21 protein-coding genes are annotated in these 20,014 nt (G+C 66.6%); 12 read left to right on the top strand and 9 right to left on the bottom strand.

Annotated features, from left to right (window positions below; genetic code table 11):
• Positions 1-312: 312 nt before the first annotated feature.
• From FURADRAFT_RS02865 to FURADRAFT_RS02845, 5 genes are all read right to left on the bottom strand, one after another.
• A complete protein-coding gene (locus FURADRAFT_RS02865) occupies positions 313-1,743 on the bottom strand; it encodes an efflux transporter outer membrane subunit (RefSeq protein WP_008952598.1) in 1,431 nt (476 codons plus the stop codon).
• Entirely contained in the window at positions 1,740-2,651 is a 912-nt protein-coding gene (locus FURADRAFT_RS02860; RefSeq protein ID WP_008952597.1) for an efflux RND transporter periplasmic adaptor subunit, read from the bottom strand. Before FURADRAFT_RS02860 ends, FURADRAFT_RS02865 begins: the two co-directional genes overlap by 4 nt.
• Positions 2,648-2,857 (bottom strand): DUF1656 domain-containing protein, encoded by a 210-nt coding sequence (locus FURADRAFT_RS02855; protein ID WP_008952596.1) that lies wholly within the window; start codon positions 2,855-2,857, stop codon positions 2,648-2,650. The genes FURADRAFT_RS02860 and FURADRAFT_RS02855 overlap by 4 nt, the downstream gene beginning before the upstream one ends.
• Positions 2,854-4,914 (bottom strand): FUSC family protein, encoded by a 2,061-nt coding sequence (locus FURADRAFT_RS02850; protein ID WP_008952595.1) that lies wholly within the window; start codon positions 4,912-4,914, stop codon positions 2,854-2,856. The genes FURADRAFT_RS02855 and FURADRAFT_RS02850 overlap by 4 nt, the downstream gene beginning before the upstream one ends.
• A 210-nt stretch (positions 4,915-5,124) precedes the next feature.
• On the bottom strand, positions 5,125-5,598 hold the full coding sequence (locus FURADRAFT_RS02845) for a VCBS domain-containing protein (RefSeq protein WP_008952594.1): 474 nt from the start codon (positions 5,596-5,598) through the stop codon (positions 5,125-5,127).
• Between the two features lie 165 nt (positions 5,599-5,763).
• Here FURADRAFT_RS02845 and FURADRAFT_RS02840 point away from each other — a divergent pair, with 165 nt between their 5' ends.
• Positions 5,764-6,705: a LysR family transcriptional regulator gene (locus FURADRAFT_RS02840; RefSeq protein ID WP_008952593.1), complete on the top strand. Its 942-nt coding sequence runs from the start codon at positions 5,764-5,766 to the stop codon at positions 6,703-6,705.
• A 118-nt stretch (positions 6,706-6,823) separates the two neighbouring features.
• Here the strand turns inward: FURADRAFT_RS02840 and FURADRAFT_RS02835 are convergent, their stop codons facing one another.
• Positions 6,824-7,141, bottom strand: coding sequence for an antibiotic biosynthesis monooxygenase family protein (locus FURADRAFT_RS02835; RefSeq protein WP_008952592.1), 318 nt, complete (start codon positions 7,139-7,141; stop codon positions 6,824-6,826).
• Between the two features lie 138 nt (positions 7,142-7,279).
• Here FURADRAFT_RS02835 and FURADRAFT_RS02830 point away from each other — a divergent pair, with 138 nt between their 5' ends.
• From FURADRAFT_RS02830 to FURADRAFT_RS02780, 11 genes are all read left to right on the top strand, one after another.
• Positions 7,280-7,750 (top strand): SUF system Fe-S cluster assembly regulator, encoded by a 471-nt coding sequence (locus FURADRAFT_RS02830; RefSeq protein ID WP_008952591.1) that lies wholly within the window; start codon positions 7,280-7,282, stop codon positions 7,748-7,750.
• Between the two features lie 22 nt (positions 7,751-7,772).
• Positions 7,773-9,221, top strand: a complete 1,449-nt coding sequence (gene sufB / locus FURADRAFT_RS02825) for a Fe-S cluster assembly protein SufB (protein ID WP_008952590.1) — start codon at positions 7,773-7,775, stop codon at positions 9,219-9,221.
• Positions 9,222-9,441: 220 nt separating this feature from the next.
• Positions 9,442-10,209 (top strand): Fe-S cluster assembly ATPase SufC, encoded by a 768-nt coding sequence (gene sufC, locus FURADRAFT_RS02820; protein WP_008952589.1) that lies wholly within the window; start codon positions 9,442-9,444, stop codon positions 10,207-10,209.
• Complete coding sequence (gene sufD / locus FURADRAFT_RS02815) at positions 10,206-11,522, top strand: Fe-S cluster assembly protein SufD (RefSeq protein ID WP_008952588.1); 1,317 nt, start codon at positions 10,206-10,208, stop codon at positions 11,520-11,522. Before sufC ends, sufD begins: the two co-directional genes overlap by 4 nt.
• Positions 11,519-12,781, top strand: coding sequence for a cysteine desulfurase (locus FURADRAFT_RS02810; protein ID WP_008952587.1), 1,263 nt, complete (start codon positions 11,519-11,521; stop codon positions 12,779-12,781). Before sufD ends, FURADRAFT_RS02810 begins: the two co-directional genes overlap by 4 nt.
• The gene (gene sufU / locus FURADRAFT_RS02805) at positions 12,781-13,230 is read left to right on the top strand and encodes a Fe-S cluster assembly sulfur transfer protein SufU (RefSeq protein WP_008952586.1); all 450 of its coding nucleotides are present in this window, start codon (positions 12,781-12,783) and stop codon (positions 13,228-13,230) included. The genes FURADRAFT_RS02810 and sufU overlap by 1 nt, the downstream gene beginning before the upstream one ends.
• Positions 13,231-13,235: 5 nt before the next feature.
• Positions 13,236-13,595: an SUF system Fe-S cluster assembly protein gene (locus tag FURADRAFT_RS02800; protein WP_008952585.1), complete on the top strand. Its 360-nt coding sequence runs from the start codon at positions 13,236-13,238 to the stop codon at positions 13,593-13,595.
• Entirely contained in the window at positions 13,595-13,915 is a 321-nt protein-coding gene (locus tag FURADRAFT_RS02795; RefSeq protein ID WP_008952584.1) for a non-heme iron oxygenase ferredoxin subunit, read from the top strand. The genes FURADRAFT_RS02800 and FURADRAFT_RS02795 overlap by 1 nt, the downstream gene beginning before the upstream one ends.
• A 338-nt stretch (positions 13,916-14,253) precedes the next feature.
• Positions 14,254-15,321: an efflux RND transporter periplasmic adaptor subunit gene (locus FURADRAFT_RS02790; protein ID WP_008952583.1), complete on the top strand. Its 1,068-nt coding sequence runs from the start codon at positions 14,254-14,256 to the stop codon at positions 15,319-15,321.
• On the top strand, positions 15,318-16,562 hold the full coding sequence (locus tag FURADRAFT_RS02785) for an ABC transporter permease (RefSeq protein ID WP_008952582.1): 1,245 nt from the start codon (positions 15,318-15,320) through the stop codon (positions 16,560-16,562). The genes FURADRAFT_RS02790 and FURADRAFT_RS02785 overlap by 4 nt, the downstream gene beginning before the upstream one ends.
• Complete coding sequence (locus tag FURADRAFT_RS02780) at positions 16,559-17,275, top strand: ABC transporter ATP-binding protein (protein ID WP_008952581.1); 717 nt, start codon at positions 16,559-16,561, stop codon at positions 17,273-17,275. Before FURADRAFT_RS02785 ends, FURADRAFT_RS02780 begins: the two co-directional genes overlap by 4 nt.
• 145 nt (positions 17,276-17,420) lie before the next feature.
• On the opposite strand, the gene FURADRAFT_RS02775 is transcribed toward FURADRAFT_RS02780, so the two are convergent.
• From FURADRAFT_RS02775 to FURADRAFT_RS02765, 3 genes are all read right to left on the bottom strand, one after another.
• On the bottom strand, positions 17,421-18,053 hold the full coding sequence (locus tag FURADRAFT_RS02775) for an acetate uptake transporter (protein ID WP_008952580.1): 633 nt from the start codon (positions 18,051-18,053) through the stop codon (positions 17,421-17,423).
• 113 nt (positions 18,054-18,166) lie between these two features.
• Positions 18,167-18,955, bottom strand: coding sequence for an enoyl-CoA hydratase-related protein (locus FURADRAFT_RS02770; RefSeq protein WP_008952579.1), 789 nt, complete (start codon positions 18,953-18,955; stop codon positions 18,167-18,169).
• 78 nt (positions 18,956-19,033) lie between these two features.
• Positions 19,034-19,894 carry a 3-hydroxybutyryl-CoA dehydrogenase gene (locus FURADRAFT_RS02765; protein WP_040652304.1) on the bottom strand — a complete coding sequence of 287 codons (861 nt, stop codon included), beginning with the start codon at positions 19,892-19,894 and terminating at the stop codon, positions 19,034-19,036.
• Between the last annotated feature and the right edge of the window lie 120 nt (positions 19,895-20,014).

Raw genomic sequence — 20,014 nt, 5'->3', positions numbered from 1 at the left:
GAGGCTTCGATTTCCTGGCGCAACAGGCCTTGGGGAAGTTGTCCCTCCACACGCAGCTTCTCCCTGAGCAGGTGGGCGGCCTGCAAGGGATCCGGAGTGGCTGGTGTCAAAGGAAATAAGTGGCTCATAGACCTCCCGGCAGAGACTTGGCGCCGCCGCTGTCAGACAGCGCTCGGCCCAAGCTGGAAGTCAGTAACTTGTCACATTATCGACCAAAAATCCACACATTAGCAGGCGGGGTTCGGCGCAGCGCAGGGTTGGCCGAAGCCTGCCCCCTGCCCTGGCGCGCCGGCTTTCCGGGGAGCCTTGCCTTTACTTCGTCGCCTCGCTCTCCCAGCCGCCGCCCAGTGCCAGGAACAGGTTGACCTGGTCGACGGCAAGCTGGCTCTCCGCGCTGGCCAGCGAGGCTTCGGTGTTGGCGAGGGTGCGCTCGGCGTCGAGGCTCGACAGGTAGGGCACGCGCCCGGCCTGGTAGAGGCGGCGGTTCTGCTCGGCGGCTTCGCGGGCTTCGTCGCGTGCCGTCTGCAGGTCGGCCTGGCGCTGCAGGTTGCGCGAATAGAAGCTCAGCGCGGTTTCGGTCTCGCGCAGGGCGTTGAGCACGACGCCATCGAAGCGCGCCAGCGCGGCTTCGGCGTCGGTCTTGGCGATCTTGACCCGGGCGCGCGCGCCGCTGTCGGGTATCGTCCAGCTAATCAGCGGGCCGAGGCCGAAGCGTTCGGTGCGCCCCTCCCCGAGGTGTTCGAGGATGCCGCTATACCCTGCCGAGGCGCCGATGATGATGCTGGGGTAGAGCGCGGCGGTGGCCACCCCGATGCGGGCGGTGGCGGCGGCAAGCTGGCGCTCGGCCTCGCGCACGTCGGGGCGGCGCTTGAGCAGCGCGGCGCCGTCGCCGACCGGGATGCGTTGCTCGATGCGCGGCTCGGTCTGGCAGTCGATCCGGGCGTCCTGCAGCTGTTGCGGGGTTTTGCCGACCATCACCGCCAGCCGGTAGCGGGCGGCGTCTTTTTCGGCCTGGAAGCGCGGCAGCGTGGCGCGCAGCGTATCGGCCTGGGAGCGAGCGCGCAGCACGTCGGTGATGCGGCCGCGCCCGGCGTCGGCGAGGCGGCGGGCGACGTCGACGCTGCGGTTCTGCAGGTCCAGCACATGCTGCGCGACCGCCAGTTCGTGCCCCGCCGAGCACATCTGCACATAGGAACGCACGGTTTCCGCCGCCACCGAGACGCGCACCAGGTCGAGCGCCGCTTCGCTGGCCTCGGCGCTGGCGTGGGCGGACTCTTCGGCGCGCGCCAGCTTGCCGAACAGGTCGATCTGGTAGGCGATCTGGATGCCTGCGTCGCCCTCGTTCAACACCGGCAGCTTTTCCTCGACCAGGAAGGCTTCGCCGGCCTCCCGTGCGCGCTTGGCGGCCAGCGTCACGCCAGCGTGCGGGCCGCGCTCGGCGTCGACCTCGGTCACCACCGCCATGGCCCGGCGCAGGTTGGCCGAAGCGATGCGGATGCTGGTATTGGCTTCGAGCGCTTCGCTTACCAGCTTGTCCAGCGCCGGGTCGCGGTAGAGCCGCCACCAGCCGGCGGGGACCGGGTCGAGCGATACCCCGGCGCCGTTGCCGCCGATGAAGGCACCGTTGGCCGAGGGCGAGCGTACCAGGGCGTTGTCCGGCACGCGATAATCCGGGCCGACCGTGGTGCAGGCCGTCAGCCCGCCCAGCAGGGCGAGCGACACGAGAACGGAGAGGCGTTTCACGAGTGGGCCTCCCCCTGTTTCGCGGCGGGTGTGGCCAGCGCCGTGACCGTCTGCACCGACACCGTGGCGGTGCGCCCGGCGATCAGGCGGAAGTCGCCGGGCACCTCGTCCAGCGCGATGCGCACCGGCACCCGTTGCGCCAGGCGCACCCAGTTGAAGGTGGGGTTCACGTTGGGCAGCAAGGTGGCGCCATTGCTGCGGTCGCGGTCCTCGATGCCGGCGGCGATGCTTTGCACGTGGCCGCGCAGGGTGTGCGCATCGCCCATGATCTGAATGTCGACCGGCTGGCCGATGTGCACGTTGTTGAGCTTGGTTTCCTCGAAGTAGCCGTCGACGTGAAAGGAATGGGCATCGACGATGGAGAGCACCGGGCGGCCGGTGGTGACGTAATCGCCCAGGCGCGGCGTGCGGTCGTTTAGGTAGCCGTCCACCGGGCTCTTCACCTCGGTGCGTTCCAGATTGATGCGGGCGACGTCGAGCGCGGCTTCGGCGGCGGCCAGGGTGGCTTCGCCCTGCTGCACCTTGGCCTCGCTTTCCTCCAGGTTTTCCTTGGCCACCAGGTCGGCCAGGGCGCGGCTGCGAACGGTCTCGCGACGGGCCTGCGCCAGCGTGGCACGCTGCGCCGCCACCGCGGCCATGGCCTGCTTCAGTGCCAGCTCGTAGCGGGCGCGGTCGATCACGAACAGCACTTGGCCGCGCTTCACCAGCTGGTTGTCGCGCACCGATACGGTGGTGATCAGCCCGGAGACGTCCGGGGCGATCTGGACCACGTCGGCGCGGATATGGCCATCCCGGGTCCACGGCGCGTTGCTGTAGTAATCCCACAGGTGCCAGCCGACCACGGCGGCGATGACGACGACAGTCAGGGTCAGGATCACCGACCCTGCGTTTCGAATGTTTTTTTTCATGGGTGCAATCCGCGAGTCAAGGCAACCGTGCCGCCGAGCACGATCACGTAAAGGGCAAAATTGAACAGCGAACGGTGCCAGACGAGCTTGTAGACGCCCAGCCGCATCAGGACAAAGCGCAGGCAGCCGGTGACGGCCAGGGCGCCGAGCATCAGCACCAGCAGGCTGGGGATGAACACGCCGTAGAGATCGATTTCGCCAATCATGGGGTTTCTCCTGCGGAGGGGCCCGTGGCGGGGACTCCGGTCAGCGCGACAAAGCGGGCGGCATCGGGAAACAGCGTGATGCGCAATTCCACCAGGGCGTTCTGGGCTTCCCGCGCCGCCCTGCCCAGCTCCGCCTTGGTGAGGCTCAAGGCCCGGTCGATTTCCTCGCGCAGCGAAGCGGGAGGCTGACGCTGGCCATGGTGGCCGACGCATTCCCGGTAGTGCCCGGCGACGGACTGGAGCACGCGGTCGATCGCCACGTGCGCTGTCTCTGGCAGGCGGTGTTCATCGCGCTGCAGGTCCAGGGTGCTGAACCCTACCCGCAACTCGCCGAAGCCGGCATCGCCGTGGTCATCGTCGCTGGCGGCCAGGCGCGGCACCAGCAGGCCCAGGCGGTCCAGCATGTGCGACGTGAGGTTGGCGTAATCGCCGCGGTGGCTGCCTGCAGCGGTCTCGGCCAGGTCTTTCCAGCTGGCGCGCAGCAGGCGGCGCATCGCCAGCTCGGCGCCAAACGGCCGCGTGAGCAGGGTCCAGCACAAGGCGAACAGCACCCCGCACACCCCGGCCACGCTGCTGTTGAAGAAGGCGGTGAAGTCCGCATCGTAGGCACCTTGCAGGCCGAGGAACGAAGCGGTGTTGACCGTCAGCAGCATGGCGGCCATGGTGAAGCGCGGGTGCGATGCCAGGGTGCCGATGGCGAGGAACGGGATGGCCAGCATCAGCGCCAGGGTTTCGAACTCGTGCGCGGCCGGGATGATCAGGAACAGCAGCACGGCGGTGAGCGGGATACTGACCGCGGCCCAGGTGAAGAAGGTGCGGATCAGCGGCGCCGGCTCGTCCTGTGCGGCGAAGAAGCAGCTCGAGACGGCGCCCAGGATCACCGCGCTGGCGCCGTCGTTCCAGCCCATGCCGATCCACAGCAGGCAGGAGAGGAAGATCGCCAGCGAGGCGGATGCCGCCGCGAACAGGATCATGCCATGGTCGTAATGGCGCGCCTTGCCGCCGAGTTCCCAGCGCCGGTACGCCGGTTTCCACGCGGTATCGGCCTCGCCCCGGGCGATCATGTCGCGCAGGTCGAGGCAGTCCTGCCACAGCCGGATCAGCGATTGCAGGCGCGTGACGGCGTGCGCGATCAAGAGATCGTTCCATTCCGCGTCCGGGCCGCTACGGCGCGCATCGGCAAGCTGGCGCTGAAAACGTGCCGCCTCGTCGCGGCCCCTGGCCCCGGGCGACGAGAGTATCCAGCGGGCGATGGCTTTCATCAGACCGGTCAACGGGGCGGGAACGCCCTGCTCCAGCTTGCGTGCTGCGTCGAGCGTCGCCGTGAGCGAGGACAGGATGGGCAGCAGCATGCTCATGCGGCTTTGCAGTTCGCGCGTGGTGTGCACCATGTCCGCGTTGGCGGCATCGTAGGCCAGGTGGGTGATGTACTGGTCCAGGGACAGGATGTCGGCGGCCAGGCGGTGGCGGGTCGCCGGGTGGCTGCTGGCGAAGGCCGGCGACAGGGCTTCCGCCGCCCAGGCGCCGGCGTCCTTGAACCAGGCGCCGATGCGGGCTTCGAGCACCGGCGCCACCTTGCTGGGAAAGACGATGGAGGCGACCACGCTGGCACACACGATGCCGAGCACGATTTCCTCGCTGCGGGCCAGAGCAATGTCGAACACCGCCTCGGGCTGGGACACGGCGGGCAGCGCGATCATCGGCAGGGTGTAGGCCGAGAGCATGAAGAGGTAGTTGCGCGGTGTGCGGTCGCGTAGCGACAGGCACAGCAGTGTGCCGGTCCAGAGCGAAATGACCAGGCTCAGCATGATCGGCTCGTTGACGAAGCGGGGCACGAAGAGAATGGCAGCGGCACCGCCGATCAGGGTGCCGATGACCCGGTAAAGCCCTTTCGAGCGGGTGGCGCCAATCAGCGGATGCGACACGATGTACACCGTGGACATCGCCCAGTAAGGGCGTGGCAGCCCAAGGGCCATGCCGATGTACAGGGCCAGTATCGCGGCGAGAAAGGTCTTGGCCGAAAACAGCCAATCGCGCCAGCTGGGGAGAGTCATCATGTTGTGTCGTTGTTAGCCGCCCCATCCGACGCAGGCGATGGGTTTGTGGGAGAAAAAATGACGCATACCCCTCTGCACGCATGGGGTTTCAAATCTGCGAGGGCTCCCGGCCATGCCTGGGTCTTGGCTTTGGTTATAGCAAAGCGGCCGGGCCGGAAGTCTAAAAAGCCCCGGGGTTCCGGGGCTCGGGCGGACAGGGTGGCGTGGCGATCAGTTGGTGCTGCGCGGGTTGAGCACGTACAGTTTCACCGCGGACTGGCCAACCTTGATGTCGCGCGGCACGGCTTTGAAGTTGTCGAAGCGCCAGGCGAAGTTGGCTTCCTTGTGCGCGCCGACCTGACCGATGGTGACCGGGGCCGCTCCTTCGCCTTCGATCACCACGTTCACCGGTTGGGCGCTGGTGTTGGCGACGTGAAAGGCCATGCTGTCGTCGCGCGGCACGCCGACCGAGCCAGGCTGCACGCTGCCGTCTTGTGCCACCGTCAGGCGCAGATGGGTGTCGGCATCGATCACCGCGGTGCGGGTGCCGAAGGACGCTTGCGGTGCCGTGGCGGCGGTCTTGACGGTGGCGCCGCCCAGGTTGTCGACGTAATAGTTGTCGTTGCCGGCGTAAGCCGAACCGGCAAATGCGAGGGCGATCAAGGCGGTACAGGGCAAGGCGGCGGCGAAGCTGATTTTTTTCATGCTGCAAATCTCCATGTTGGGCGGTGTCCGCGGGGCCGAAACGACCTCGGTTACCGGAAAAGCGGCGCCGCGTTGTCGTGCGGGGCGTCATGGAGGTATTTCAACAGTTGCTTCGTTGGGAATAAACCGGAGAAAATGAAATGGGTAATTAACTAAAAAGAAATTATGGACACCTTGACTGCCATGCGCGTCTTCCAGACCGTGACCGAAGCCGGCAGTTTTGCCGGCGCCGCCGAGCGCATGGACCTGTCCCGCGCCATGGTCACCAAATACGTGGCGGCACTCGAACAGCAGCTGGGCGTGCGGCTGTTGCATCGTTCGACCCGGCGCCTGTCCCTGACGGAAGTCGGCGCCGATTACCTCCAGCGCGTGGCGTCTATCCTGGCGCAGGTGGATGAAGCCGCGGCGGTGGCCAGCCGCCAGAGCCAGACCCCGGCGGGTACGCTGCGCATCACCGCCAGCGTCGCCTTCGGCCAACGTCGGCTGGGCACGCTGCTGACCGAGTTTCACCGCCGCTATCCGGAGATCAGCGTCGATTTGATGCTCACCAACCGCCACATCGACCTGGTCGAAGAGGGCTACGACCTCGCGCTGCGCACCTCGTTGCACGCCAGCGAGGAAAACCTCATCGCCCGGCTGCTGCTGGGTCCGATCTACAGCACGTTGCTGGCGGCACCGAGCTACCTGGAAAAGCACGGCACGCCGCAGACACCGGCCGACCTCGTCCATCACAACTGTCTGCGCTACAGCCGCCCGCTGGAGTCAAACACCTGGAGCTTCGGCCCGCCCCAGTCGCCCGTAACCGTGCGCGTGTCCGGTTCGCTCAGCACCAACGACGGCGCGGTGCTGATCGACGCGGCCCGTGCCGGGCTCGGCATCGCGCTGCAGCCCAGCGTGCTGGTCAGCGAAGACCTGGCCTCGGGGCGGCTGGTGGAATTGCTGCCGGACTGGGAGAAGCCGAGCACGGCGCTGTATGCGCTCTATCCGGCGCGCCGCTTCCTGCCGCAAAAGGTACGCACACTGATCGACTTCCTGTCCGAGCAACTGGGGCGGCTCTCCCGCTCTCCCGAATACGCGGCCAACCGCGCCCCGCTGGGCGGCCGATAAGTCCCCTCGCCGCCTTGACTTGGATGACGCCGGGCCATGCCAAGACAAGGCGCGGCCGCGGGGCTAGCGGCACGGCGCGGCTCCGTCCCTTCCCCCCCCAGGTGCGGCGTACCACTCATCACCCCGCGCCTCGCGGTAGCACCGACCATTCCGGTTCGTCGAATTCGCCGATCACGGTGATGTCGCAATTGGCCGCATGCTTTTCGAGAATGGCGCGGACCGTTTCGTCGCGCCGGTCGTCCTTGGCGTCTCGGTGCGCCTTCGACTCCCAAGTGGCGATGGCGAGCAAGGTGTCGGGGGTGCCGATCTTGCGATGCAGGTAGGTGCCACGGGCACCGGGCGTGCGCTGGATGATCTCGCTGGCGCGAATCCAGGCCTCGGCGTATTCCTCCACCGTGTAACCGGGCCGCATGCGGACTTCGAAAATGAATTTCATGCCGTTGCCTCCTTCCCTGGCGGGGTGAGCCGGGCCGGGTGCCCGACGCCTCTTTTTTCTCTGCCAGAGGCTCGTCGACCTGGCCCTGCGGAACATATAGGACTAAATTGATTCTATATAAAGAACAGGGACTTGGAGATGTTGCGGCTGAGCAGGCTGACCGATTACGGCACCGTGATCATGGCCCACATGGCGCGTGAACCGGGCCATGTCTACAGCGCCGCCGAGCTCGCCGGCGCGGTGGGGGTCGCCCTGCCCACCGCGAGCAAAATCCTCAAGACCCTGGCGCGCAAGGCCTTGCTGCACTCGTTGCGGGGCGCTCACGGCGGATACCTGCTGGCGCGGCCGCCGCGGGAGATTTCCATCGCCCAGGTCATCGACGCGCTGGAGGGCCCGTTCGGCGTCACGGAATGCAGTGTGGCGGCCGGCCTGTGCCCGCAGGAGAACGCGTGCGCCTTGCGTCGCCATTGGCAGCGCATCGATCGGGCGCTGCGCCAGACCCTCGATGGCCTGACGCTGGAGGACATGACGCAACCGGTGCCGGCGGGAATGCCGGAGCGGCGGCGGGCGCAGCATGACCGGCGGCACCGTTCTGACGGTCATGGCTGAGCGAAACCGACAGGAGAGGCAGATGGCCAGTTCCACAGTCAAGCTCGACGAGCTGATCAGCCAGGAATACCGGCACGGCTTTTTCACCAGCGTCGAGACCGACACCGTGCCGCGCGGCTTGTCGGAAGAGGTGATCCGGCTGATCTCGGCCAAGAAGGGAGAGCCGGACTTCCTGCTGGAATGGCGCCTGCGCGCGTACCGGCACTGGCTCACCATGGCCGAGCCGCACTGGTCCACCGTGCATCACCCTCCCATCGACTATCAGGACATCGCCTATTACTCCGCGCCGAAGTCGCGCCAGGACGGGCCGAAGAGCCTGGACGAGATCGACCCGGAACTGCGCCGTACCTACGAAAAGCTGGGTGTGCCGCTCGAGGAACGGGCCCTGCTCGCCGGCGTGGCAGTGGACGCGGTGTTCGACAGCGTGTCGGTGGCGACCACGTTCAAGGACAAGCTGGCCGGGCTCGGCATCATTTTCTGCTCGTTCTCCGAGGCGGTGCGCGAACACCCGGAGCTGGTGCAGCAGTACCTGGGCTCGGTGGTGCCCTACACCGACAATTTCTTCGCCTCGCTCAACTCGGCGGTGTTCAGCGACGGCTCGTTCTGCTACATCCCGCCCGGCGTGCGCTGCCCGATGGAGCTGTCGACCTACTTCCGCATCAACGCCCGCAACACCGGCCAGTTCGAACGCACGCTGATCATCGCCGACAAGGGCGCCTACGTCAGCTACCTGGAGGGCTGCACCGCGCCGATGCGCGACGAGAACCAGCTGCACGCCGCCGTGGTCGAGCTGATCGCGCTGGAAGACGCCCAGATCAAGTACGCCACTGTGCAGAACTGGTACCCCGGCGACAAGGAGGGACACGGCGGCATCTACAACTTCGTCACCAAGCGCGGCGATTGCCGTGGGGACAATTCGAAGATTTCCTGGACCCAGGTGGAGACCGGTTCGGCCATCACCTGGAAGTACCCCAGCGTGATCCTGCAGGGCGACAACGCCGTCGGCGAGTTCTACTCGGTGGCGCTGACCAACCACTACCAGCAGGCCGATACCGGCACCAAGATGATCCACCTGGGCAAGAACACGCGCAGCACCATCCTCTCCAAGGGCATCTCGGCCGGGCACGGCAGCAACGCCTATCGCGGCCTGGTGAAAGTGGCGAAGAGCGCGGTCGGCGCGCGCAACTACACGCAATGCGACTCGCTGCTGCTGGGCGACCGCTGCGCCGCCCACACCTTCCCCTACATCGAGGTGAAAAACCCGACCGCCCGCGTCGAGCACGAGGCCTCGACCTCGCGCATCGGCGAGGACCAGTTGTTCTACTGCCAGAGCCGCGGCATCGCGCCGGAAGACGCGGTGTCGATGATCGTCAGCGGCTTTTGCAAGGAAGTATTCAAGGAACTGCCGATGGAGTTCGCGGTGGAGGCCCAGAAGCTGCTGGGAGTTAGCCTGGAGGGCAGCATCGGCTGAAAATCTGTTGACGATCTTGCTGCGCGATCCCTGATCGGGGCTCATGTGCACTGCGTGCGAATCTTATCGCTGAGCCAATCGAAGATTGGCACGCAAGGATTCGCTCAGCGATCAGGAATCCTCATGGACTCCATGTCCATTCCGGTTCCTGCGCTGCTCTTCACCCCGCTGAGGGCCGCTCGCGACAGATCGTAAAGCAGATTCTAGCGAGGAACAGACCATGCTCGAAATCCGCAACCTGCACGTCTCGATCAACGACAAGCCGATCCTGCGCGGCCTCGACCTGACGGTGCGCGCCGGCGAGGTGCACGCCATCATGGGCCCCAACGGCTCGGGCAAGAGCACGCTGGCCCATGTGCTGGCCGGGCGCGAGGGCTATACGGTGACGGCCGGCGAAGTGCGCTACCTGGGGCGCAACCTGCTGGAGCTGTCCCCCGAGCTGCGGGCCCGCGAGGGGATTTTCCTGGCGTTCCAGTATCCGGTGGAAATTCCCGGCGTCGCCAACATCTACCTCCTGAAGGCGGCGGTGAACGCGCTGCGTCTGCACCGTGGCGAGCCGGAGCTGGACGCGGTGGACTTTCTCGCGCTGGTGAAAGACAAGCTCAGGCTGATGGGCATGGACACCGGCCTGCTGTACCGCTCGGTGAACGAAGGCTTTTCCGGCGGCGAGAAGAAGCGCAACGAGATTTTGCAGATGGCGGTGCTCGAGCCTCGCCTCGCGCTGCTCGACGAAACCGACTCGGGCCTGGACATCGACGCGCTCAAGATCGTCGCCGGCGGAGTCAACGCCATGCGCAGCCCGGAACGCGCCATGGTGCTGGTGACGCACTACCAGCGCTTGCTCAACTACATCGTGCCGGACCAGGTGCACGTGCTGGCACAGGGCCGCATCGCCTTGTCCGGCGGGCGTGAGCTGGCGCTGGAGCTGGAAAACCGTGGCTACGGCTGGGTCGAGGCAGCGGCGGGACAGGCGGGAGGCGGCGCATGAATCCTGCCGCCGACTTCTACCGCGACGCCTTCGCCCGCGTCGCCACGACCTTGCCGGGTAGCGAGCTGCCGTGGCTGCGGCGCGGGCGCGAGGCGGGCCTGGCATTCTTCGCCGAGGCCGGATTCCCGACGTTGCGCCAGGAGGACTGGAAGTACACCAGTGTCGCCGCCATCGAGAAAAGCCGCTTCATGCCGCCCCCTCCGACGGCGAACGGCGTCGCTCCTGGACTGATCGACGCCTGGGGGCTGGCGGGAACGCAGCGCCTGGTGTTCGTGAATGGCCGTTACCAGCCGCGCTGGTCGAATATCGACCCGTTGCCGGGCGGGGTCACGCTGGCGAGCCTCGCCGAGGTGCTGGAGCGCGATCCGCAGCGGCTGGAGGGCGTGCTGGGCGTGTTGCCCGCTGGCTACCCCTCCGGTTTCGCCGCGCTCAACCAGGCCTTCTTCAGCGACGGTGTCTATCTGGATCTGGCCGCCGGGGTGGCGCTCGAGACGCCGGTCCACCTGCTGTTCGTCACCACCGAAGCGGGGCTGGCGCTGCACACGCGCAACGTGGTGCGTGCCGAGGCCGGCAGCCGCGCCTGCCTGATCGAACACCATGTGGCGCTGGGCGACGGCGCCTACCTGAGCAACACCGCCACCGACCTCGTGGTCGGGCAAGATGCCGAGGTCGAACACCTCAAGCTGCAGCAGGAGTCCCTCAAGGCCTTCCACGTGGCCGCGCTGGATGTCGACCAACAGCAAGGCAGCCGTTTCGTTTCGCGCTCGTTCGCGCTGGGCGGCGGCCTGGCGCGCGTCGACATCCGCGTCGGGCTCAACGCCGAGCACGCCGCCTGCACGCTCGACGGGCTCTACATGACCGACGGCCGGCAGCACAGCGACCACCACACCCGCATCGACCATGCCCGGCCCTACGGCACCAGCCGCGAGTTTTACAAGGGCGTGCTGGCCGGCGCGTCGCGGGCGGTGTTCAACGGCCGGGTCATCGTGCAGGCCGACGCCCAGCACAGCGACGCCTATCAGGCCAACCGCAACCTGCTGCTGTCGGACAACGCCGAAATCGACACCAAGCCGCAGCTGGAAATCTACGCCGACGATGTGAAGTGCAGCCATGGCGCCACCGTCGGCCAGCTCGACCCCGAGCAGGTGTTCTACCTGCGCTCGCGCGGGGTGGGCGAGGTCGACTCGCGCACCCTGCTCACCTTTGCCTTTGCGGCGGAGATGATCGGCCGGGTCGACATGGCGCCATTGCGGGCGCGGCTGGAAAAACTGCTGCTGGGGCGTTTGCCCGAGCGGGTGAAGGAGCTGGTATGAATGCCCCGGTGAATCAAGGGACCGTCCGCCGTGACTCGCCGCCGAGGCTGGACGTGGTGCGGCTGCGGCAGGATTTTCCCATCCTGTACCAGACCGTGCACGGCAAGCCGCTGGTCTACCTGGATAACGCCGCCACCAGCCAGAAGCCACGCAGCGTGATCGAGACCGAAACGCGGTACTACGGCGAGATCAACGCCAACGTCCACCGTGGCGTGCATACCCTGAGCCAGCGTGCTACCGACGCCTTCGAGGCGGCACGCGATACGGTGCGGCGCTTCATCAACGCGGCCCGGCACGAGGAAATCGTGTTCGTGCGCGGCACCACCGAGGCAATCAACCTGGTGGCGGCGAGCTTCGGCCAACGTTTGCAGCCTGGCGATGAGATACTGATCACCGAGATGGAGCACCACTCCAACATCGTACCGTGGCAGCTGTTGTGTGAGCGCAGCGGCGCGGTGCTGCGCGTCGCCCCCATCGACGACACGGGCGAGCTGAAGCTCGACGAATTCGCCCGCCTGCTGAGCCCGGCCACCCGCCTCGTTGCGGTGACGCAGCTGTCTAATGCGCTGGGCACCGTCAACCCGGTGCGCCAGCTGATCGAGCTGGCCCACGCCGCCGGGGCGGTGGTGCTGGTCGACGGCGCCCAGGCCGTCGCTCACCGGCCGGTCGACGTGCAGGCGCTCGACTGCGATTTCTACGCCTTTTCCGGCCACAAGCTGTACGGCCCCACCGGCATCGGCGTGCTCTACGGCAAGGGGGCGCTACTGGAGTCGATGCCGCCCTACCAGGGCGGCGGCGACATGATCCGCCAGGTCAGTTTCGCCGGCACCACCTACAACGACCTGCCCTACAAGTTCGAGGCCGGCACCCCGAATATCGCCGGCGCCATCGGCCTGGGGGCGGCCATCGACTACCTGAACACGCTGGGCTTGCCCGTCGTCGCCGCCCACGAGCAGGCCCTGCTCGCCGCCGCCACCGCCCAGGCCATGCAGATACCCGGCCTGCGCCTGATCGGCACGGCGCGCGACAAGGCGAGCATCCTGGCGTTCACCCTGGAGGGCGTGCATCCGCACGACGTCGGGACGATCCTGGACCTGGAAGGGGTGGCGGTGCGCGCCGGACACCATTGCGCGATGCCGGTGATGGCGCATTTCGGCCTGCCCGCCACGGTGCGCGCCTCGTTCGCCCTCTACAACACGGCCGAGGAGGTGGATGTGCTGATGCACGCCATCCGCAAGGCCCGGGAGGTGTTTGGCTGATGTCCGACTTGCGCGATCTCTACCAGGAACTCATCGTCGACCACTATCGCCGACCGCATAATTTCGGCCCGCTGGCGGGGGCGAACCGCCACGCCGAGGGTTTCAACCCGCTGTGCGGCGACCATCTTTCGCTGTCGCTCAAGGTGGTGGACGGCGTGATCGAGGACGCCTGTTTCGAAGGCGCCGGCTGCGCCATTTCCACCGCCTCGGCCTCGCTGATGACCGATGCGCTCAAGGGCAAGACCGAGGCCGAGGCCGAAGCGCTGTTCGCCGTCTTCCACGCGCTGGTGACGGCCGAGGACGCCACTTCCGCCGAGGCGCCGCTCGGCAAGCTTGCCGTGCTGGCCGGGGTGCGCGAGTTTCCGACCCGGGTGAAGTGCGCCACCCTGGCCTGGCATACCCTGCTGGCGGCGCTGCACCAGAGCGACCAGCCGGTATCGACGGAGTGAAGACGATGGACCTGTTCCACTGGCATCACCGCAACGACGACGCCACCCCGCCCCCGGTTTCCGAATTGCAGCAGCGCGTGATCGAGGCGCTGCGCACCGTGTACGACCCGGAAATTCCGGTCAACATCTACGACCTGGGCCTCGTCTACGCGCTCGACGTGGATGACGCCGAGGGCAAGGTCCGGATCGACCTGACGCTGACCGCGCCGGGCTGCCCGGTGGCGCAGACCTTTCCCGCCCTGGTGGCCGAGGCGGTGGAACGCGTCGACGGCGTGCACGAGGCCGAGGTCGAACTGGTGTGGGAGCCGCCCTGGTCGCAGGACATGATGAGCGAGGCGGCACGCCTGGAACTGGGCTTGCTGTGATGAGCGACTGGCTCGACGTGGCCCCGGCCGATGGCTTCCCGCCCGGAACCTTCCGTACCGTGGATGCCGACGGCGTGCCGATTGCCGTGTTCAACGTCGAAGGCCGCTATTACGCTATCGAGGACCTGTGCAGCCACGAAGCCGAGACCCTGTCCGGTGGCGAGGTGCTGGGTGACTGCATCGTCTGCCCACGCCACGGCGCGCCGTTCTCGCTGCGCACCGGCGCGGCGCTCGGCCCGCCCGCCTACGAACCGGTGGCCACCTTCCCGGTGCGCGTCGAACAGGGCATGGTGCAGGTGCGCGACGACCGCTTCGATTGAACCCGTCCTCACGCTGCACCGTGCCTGGCGTACCGTTCTCGCCGGTGGACATGGCTCGCCACCGTGTTGTCGCATGTGATTTGCCGGCACGGGTAGATCACCGTCTGTTCCTGCCCCACCCCATCCATTCTGTATAAATCTTGACACCACGCATGGCACTCGCCGGCGGCGCGATCTATCGTCAACATAGTTCCTTGCAACACGCTGGACGGCCTGGCGGGGTTGGCCGAACCATCGATAGCAAGGCAGATGAAGGGCTCGCGCAGCGCCACCTCACGCAGGTGGAATCGTATTCCGCTGGCCGTAGCGCCTGTTTATGAAGCGACCAATGACACGATATGGCATCGAACGATAGCCGTTCCCACCGAAAAACCGCCCTCTATCGGGCAGGCAAAGGGGCCTTCTTCCTGCTGTTCGCCGCCGGGCTGTCCGTCCTGCTCTGGCACTGGCTTGCGCCGCCCGTGGTCAAGGTGGGCCACCCCACGCGCGGGCCGGCCATCCAGGCGGTGTACGCCACCGGCAACGTCGAGGCCAGCGTGACGGTCACCATCGCTCCGCAGGTCGGCGGGCGGCTGGTCGAGCTGCGCGCGGATGAAGGTGCCCAGGTGACACCGGGGCAAATCCTGGCCCGGCTCGACGATAGCGACCTGCGCGCCAGCCTGGGCGACGAACAGGCGCGGCTGCGTTACGCCGAACAACACTGGCAGCGTCTGCAGGCGTTGTTCGGCTCCGGCTTCGCCACTATCGACCAGCTCGATCAGGTCCGCTCCACGCTCGATTCCGCCCGAGCCACCACGCGCCACATCGAAGAGCAGATCAAGTTCATGACGCTGCGCGCGCCCGGCGCCGGGCGCATCATCCGCCGCGACGGCGAGGTGGGCGACTTCATCCCGGTCAATCAGCCGGTGTTCTATCTGGCCCAGTCTGGCGCGCCACCGCGCATCACCACCGTGGTCGATGAAGAGGACATCGCCGGCGTCAAAGTGGGCCAGCCGGCCCAGATCACCGCCGACGGCTTCCCCGGACGCGTGTTCGAGGGCAAAGTCGCGGAGATTACCGCCAAGGGTGACCCGCTGGCGCGCAACTACCGCGTGCGCATCGCCCTGCCGCCGGGCACCCCGCTGCTGATCGGCATGACCACTGAGGTCAATATCATTCTGGCCCGGCGGGAACACGCGCTGCTGGTGCCGAGCACGGCGCTCAACGGCAACGCGATCTGGCTGGTGCGCAACGGCCGGGCGTCCAAGCAAACCCTCACGCTCGGCGCCAAGGGGGCGGACCGCAGCGAGGTGCTGGCCGGCTTGAACGATGGCGACACCTTCATCGCCGAACCGCCGGCCGAACTGAAGGATGCGCAGAAGGTGCGCATCCAGCCCGATGCTTCGCCGGCAGGAACGTCCCGATGAATTTGGCGGTCTCGATCGCCCTCAGCCACCTGTTGTCGCGCCGGCGCCAGACGCTGGTTTCGCTTGCCGGCATCGGCCTCGGCGTGGCGTTCTTTCTCGCCGTGTCGGCCCTGATGCGCGGTTCGGAGCAGGACTTCATGCGCCGCCTGGTGGACAACTCGGCCCACATCACCGTGTACGACGAATTCCGCCTGGCCAAGCCGCAGGCGGCCGAGTTGGCAGCTGCGCACGGCGCGGTGGAGATCCATGGCGTCAAGCCGGAAACCGAGGTGCGCGGCATCCGCCAGTACAAGCAGAAGCTGGACTTCGTCAGCCGCCTGCCGGGCCTGCGCGTGGCGCCGGTGCTGCTCGGGCAGGCCATTTTCACCTTTGCCGGCAAGGACTTGGGCGCAGCCATCAATGGCGTCGAGCCGGATCTGATGAAGAACGTCAGCACCATTGACCAGTATTTTGTGTCCGGCTCGCTCGCCTCGCTGCACTCCGACCCGGACGGCATCATCATCGGCACCGGTCTTGCCGACAAATTCCGCGCCAAGCTCGGCGACAAAATCTCGGTCACCTCCCCCACCGGCCTCGTGCGCGTGATGAAGATCGTGGCGCTATTCCGCACCGGCACCGCCTCCTACGACGAAGGGCAGACCTTCATCATCCTCAAGCGCGCACAGACCCTGCTGGGCCGGCCCAACGTGGCCAACCGCTTCATCCTCAAACTGGACGACCCGGCGCGCGCACCGGTTGTTGCGGGCCAGATAGAACGGGCGCTCGGCTACAAGAGTCAGTCGTGGCAGGAAGCGAGCGAAGACATCATGAATCTGGTAAAGATACGCAACATCATCATGTATAGCGTGGTGGCCGCCACCCTGATCGTGGCCGCCTTCGGCATCTACAACGTGATTTCTACCGTAGTGCTGGAAAAAACCCGCGACATCGCCATCCTCAAATCGATCGGCTTTCACGCACGCGATATCCGCCTGATCTTCCTGATCGAAGGCGCCGTGCTCGGCCTCGTCGGCAGCGTGCTCGGCACCGGCCTGGGGTTGGCGCTGATGGCCGGCCTCGCGCGGGTGGAAGTGAAAAGCCCGTTCATCACCACGCAAGCCTTTCTGCCGATCTACTGGGGCTGGGACCAGATGGCGCTGGCGGCGGGGTTCGCCATGGGTTCGGCGCTGATCGCCGCCTACCTGCCGGCGCGCAAGGGCGGACGTGTGCGCCCGGTGGACATCCTGCGAGGTGCCGCATGAGCACGGTGCTTCGTACGGAGGCGCTCACGCGCGTGCTGCCGGGCGACGTGCCCACCACGCTGGTGGAGAACATCGATCTGGAGATCGCGCGCGGCGAGTTCGTCGCCATCATGGGGCCATCCGGCTCCGGCAAGTCGTCGCTGCTCTATCTCTTGGGCCTGCTCGACATGCCCAGCGCCGGCCGGGTGTGGCTGGACGATACCCTGACCACCGGCCTGAGCGAAGACCACCTCGCCCATATCCGGCTGGAACGCATCGGCTTCGTGTTCCAGTTCCACTTCCTGCTGGAAGAGTTCTCGGCGCTCGACAACGTGATGCTGCCGATGCGCAAACTGGCGCGACTGGAAGAGGACGAGGCGCGCGACAAGGCGAGCGAGCTATTGCGCACCTTCGATCTGGCCGAACAGATGCACAAGCGACCGAGCCAGATGTCCGGCGGGCAGCGCCAGCGCGTGGCCGTGGCGCGCGCACTGGCGAACGACCCGCAGCTGATCCTGGCGGACGAGCCGAGCGGCTCGCTCGACACCCATGCCAGCGCCAACGTGCGCGACATCCTGCACGACCTGGCGCGCAACCAGAACCGCGCCGTGGTCGCGGTCACGCACGACCCCACCTTCGCCCAGGCCGCCGACCGCCGCATCTTTCTGGTGGATGGGCAACTGCAGCCGCCCGAGCGTGCCGCCACGCTGTTCGAAGTGAGCGTGCGGCGCTAGCGGCGCGTAGAGTGGCCGATCGACTGTGCTTCTTTATGGGAGGGGAAGTCTCTACCGCCCCGGCAGGAGGACGGTCGTTTCGACCAGATTTGCGGGAGTGAAGCAACAAAACGGGCGCGCTCGCAGGCACGCCCGGGGATGGGCATCAGCTACGTTTGATCAGACCCAGCGGGGCGCCCAGGGGCAGGATTTCCCGGCCGAAGAAATTCCGGAAGAAGATCGCGCCGCAGGCGTAGAAGCCCAGCAGCGAGATCAACAGTTCCGACCAGGCCGCGGCGGTGCTGAACTGGGCCTTGGCCACGCCCAGCGCGGCAAAACCGAGCGAAAACAGCAGGACGTTGATCAGCACCACGATGGTGGCGAACACCTTGTTGGTCTCGAACGCCACCACCATGATGAACAGCGAGAAGATGCCGTAGCCGAAGAAGGCAAAGGCAATCTGCTTGGGGTCAAACTGGGCTGGGTTGATGGCGCCGAACCAGCCCAGGCTGATCGCCCAGTGCATCGACACGGCCATCCAGAACAGGCCGTACACCCCCAGCACGATGGCTCCGAAGTAGTTGTTTTTCTTGAAGTCGAGCGACGATGCCCAGATCTGCGCGATCGACCCCAGGAACATGGTCCACGGGATGAGGTAGCCGACGCCCTCGGTCCAGTGCATCTTGGCCGAGGCCGCCACAAAGGTGACCAGCGACAGGCCGAACACGCCCAGGGCGGTCGGGTCGGCAAGGGTGGTACGGGTTTCGACGATCTGAAGACCCTGCTGAGGTGCAGTCATGATAGTTTTCCTCCATGGAAGTTGTGATTGTTATGGTGGGTGGTTCAGTACTGCGGGGGTGAAACGCCGGAGAGGCGGCGCGGGTGCGACCTCCCCTCCGGTAAAACGGGGTGCTAGCGGTTGCTGAAGCTGGGGGTGCGCTTGTCGAGGAAGGCCGCCACCCCCTCGCGCTTGTCCTCGGTGGAGAACGCCAGGCCGAACACCTGGGCCTCGAACTGGCAGGCGTTGTCGAGGTCGAGATCCTGGCCGCGCTGCACCGCCTCCTTGCTGAGCCGTACCGCGATCGGCGCCTTGCTGGCAATCTGCCGCGCCATGGTGAGCGCTTCGTCCATCAGTTGTGCCGCCGGGAATACGTGGTTCACCAGCCCCCAGCGCAGCGCCTCGTCCGCCTTGATCTGGCGCCCGGTGGTGATGAGTTCTAGGGCGCGCGCGCGCCCCACCAGCCGCGTCAGGCGCTGCGTGCCGCCGAAGCCGGGCGTGAGCCCCAGGTTGACCTCGGGTTGGCCGAAGACGGCGTTCTCGCCTGCCACGATCCAGTCGCAGCTCATCGCCAGCTCGCAGCCACCGCCCAGCGCGTAGCCGTTGACCACGGCGATTACCGGGATCGCCAGGGTTTCCAGCTGGCGGAACACCGCCATCGTTTCACGGGCGAAGCCCTGCCCCTCGATCGGGCTCATGTCCTGCATGGCGCGGATGTCGGCGCCGGCCACGAAAGCCTTGTCCCCGGCGCCGGTCACCAGCAGCACGCGCGCGTCGTGATCGGCGGCGACGGTCGCCAGCGCCGCGCCCAGCTCGGCGATGGTGGCGCGGTTCAGGGCGTTCAGGGCCTTGGGACGATTGATGGTCAGACGATAGATGGAAGGCTCGACGATCTCGAGCAGCACGTTGGGTTCGCTGGACATGGCGGATGCCTCCTGTTGTCAGGGTGATCGGCGGAGCCGACGCCATGCGCCAGCTCCGTGACGGCCATCGGGTTTGGCTTAGGTGTTGTAGTGGAAAAAGCCCTGGCCGGTCTTGCGCCCGAGCAGGCCGGCATCGACCATCTGCTTGAGCAAGGGGCATGGGCGGTATTTCGAGTCGTCGAAGCCCTCGTGCAGCACCGCCATGATGGCGAGGCAGGTGTCCAGCCCGATCAGGTCGGCCAGCGCCAAGGGCCCGATGGGATGGTTGGCGCCGAGCTTCATCACGGTGTCGATGTCTTCCGCGCTGGCCAGCCCCTCATGTAGGCAGAAGATCGCCTCGTTGATCATCGGAATCAGCAGGCGGTTGGCGACGAAGCCAAAGCCGTCCTTCACCTCCACCGGCACCTTGCCGATCTGCCTGGCCAGCAGGGTGACCGCCTGGCACACCGCGTCCGAGGTGTGCAGGCCACGGATGACCTCGATCAGCGGCATCACCGGCACCGGGTTCATGAAGTGCATGCCGATGACCTTGTCGGGTCGCTGGGTCGCCGCCGCGATGCGGGTGATCGAAATCGACGAGGTGTTGCTGGCGAGCACGGCGTTGGGCTGCACGATGGCGTCGAGGCGGCGGAAGATGTCGAGCTTGAGCGCTTCGTTCTCGGTGGCGGCCTCGATCACGCAATCGCACCCGGCGAGTGCGGCCAGCTCATGGGCCGGTTTCAGGTGGCGCAGTGCCTCGTCGCGAGCGCCGGCGCTCAGCTTGTCCTTGGTCACCAGCCGGTCGAGCTGTCCGGCGATGGTGTCGATGCCACGGGCGACGGCCTGCTCGGAAACGTCGTTGAGCAGCACCGTCATGCCGGCCATGGCGCAGACCTGGGCGATGCCGCGCCCCATTTGCCCTGCTCCAACCACGCCGATGGTCAAATTATTGTCTGTCATCTCTGTTCTCTCTCTTGTGTGAAGGTGTGCTTGTTATCAGGCGCAGGCCGGCGCTTGCCGGAAGGCGAAGCGCTCCGGGCAAGGCCAGGCCGCACGGCCGTTTACATGTTCGGGTAATTC

Origin of the sequence: Pseudogulbenkiania ferrooxidans 2002 (assembly GCF_000174355.1) — a bacterium.
GTDB lineage: Bacteria > Pseudomonadota > Gammaproteobacteria > Burkholderiales > Chromobacteriaceae > Pseudogulbenkiania > Pseudogulbenkiania ferrooxidans.
The sequence above is the reverse complement of the archived record's forward strand: the minus strand, read 5'-3'. Positions and strand labels throughout refer to the sequence as shown.

Bases quoted from the DNA above. Each gene is read 5' to 3' on its own strand.
- FURADRAFT_RS02860 (WP_008952597.1), bottom strand. From the start codon at position 2,651: ATGAAAAAAAACATTCGAAACGCAGGGTCGGTGATCCTGACCCTGACT.
- FURADRAFT_RS02855 (WP_008952596.1), bottom strand. From the start codon at position 2,857: ATGATTGGCGAAATCGATCTCTACGGCGTGTTCATCCCCAGCCTGCTG.
- FURADRAFT_RS02850 (WP_008952595.1), bottom strand. From the start codon at position 4,914: ATGATGACTCTCCCCAGCTGGCGCGATTGGCTGTTTTCGGCCAAGACC.
- FURADRAFT_RS02845 (WP_008952594.1), bottom strand. From the start codon at position 5,598: ATGAAAAAAATCAGCTTCGCCGCCGCCTTGCCCTGTACCGCCTTGATC.
- FURADRAFT_RS02840 (WP_008952593.1), top strand. From the start codon at position 5,764: ATGGACACCTTGACTGCCATGCGCGTCTTCCAGACCGTGACCGAAGCC.
- FURADRAFT_RS02835 (WP_008952592.1), bottom strand. From the start codon at position 7,141: ATGAAATTCATTTTCGAAGTCCGCATGCGGCCCGGTTACACGGTGGAG.
- FURADRAFT_RS02830 (WP_008952591.1), top strand. From the start codon at position 7,280: ATGTTGCGGCTGAGCAGGCTGACCGATTACGGCACCGTGATCATGGCC.
- sufB (WP_008952590.1), top strand. From the start codon at position 7,773: ATGGCCAGTTCCACAGTCAAGCTCGACGAGCTGATCAGCCAGGAATAC.
- sufC (WP_008952589.1), top strand. From the start codon at position 9,442: ATGCTCGAAATCCGCAACCTGCACGTCTCGATCAACGACAAGCCGATC.
- sufD (WP_008952588.1), top strand. From the start codon at position 10,206: ATGAATCCTGCCGCCGACTTCTACCGCGACGCCTTCGCCCGCGTCGCC.
- FURADRAFT_RS02810 (WP_008952587.1), top strand. From the start codon at position 11,519: ATGAATGCCCCGGTGAATCAAGGGACCGTCCGCCGTGACTCGCCGCCG.
- sufU (WP_008952586.1), top strand. From the start codon at position 12,781: ATGTCCGACTTGCGCGATCTCTACCAGGAACTCATCGTCGACCACTAT.
- FURADRAFT_RS02800 (WP_008952585.1), top strand. From the start codon at position 13,236: ATGGACCTGTTCCACTGGCATCACCGCAACGACGACGCCACCCCGCCC.
- FURADRAFT_RS02795 (WP_008952584.1), top strand. From the start codon at position 13,595: ATGAGCGACTGGCTCGACGTGGCCCCGGCCGATGGCTTCCCGCCCGGA.
- FURADRAFT_RS02790 (WP_008952583.1), top strand. From the start codon at position 14,254: ATGGCATCGAACGATAGCCGTTCCCACCGAAAAACCGCCCTCTATCGG.
- FURADRAFT_RS02785 (WP_008952582.1), top strand. From the start codon at position 15,318: ATGAATTTGGCGGTCTCGATCGCCCTCAGCCACCTGTTGTCGCGCCGG.
- FURADRAFT_RS02780 (WP_008952581.1), top strand. From the start codon at position 16,559: ATGAGCACGGTGCTTCGTACGGAGGCGCTCACGCGCGTGCTGCCGGGC.
- FURADRAFT_RS02775 (WP_008952580.1), bottom strand. From the start codon at position 18,053: ATGACTGCACCTCAGCAGGGTCTTCAGATCGTCGAAACCCGTACCACC.
- FURADRAFT_RS02770 (WP_008952579.1), bottom strand. From the start codon at position 18,955: ATGTCCAGCGAACCCAACGTGCTGCTCGAGATCGTCGAGCCTTCCATC.
- FURADRAFT_RS02765 (WP_040652304.1), bottom strand. From the start codon at position 19,894: ATGACAGACAATAATTTGACCATCGGCGTGGTTGGAGCAGGGCAAATG.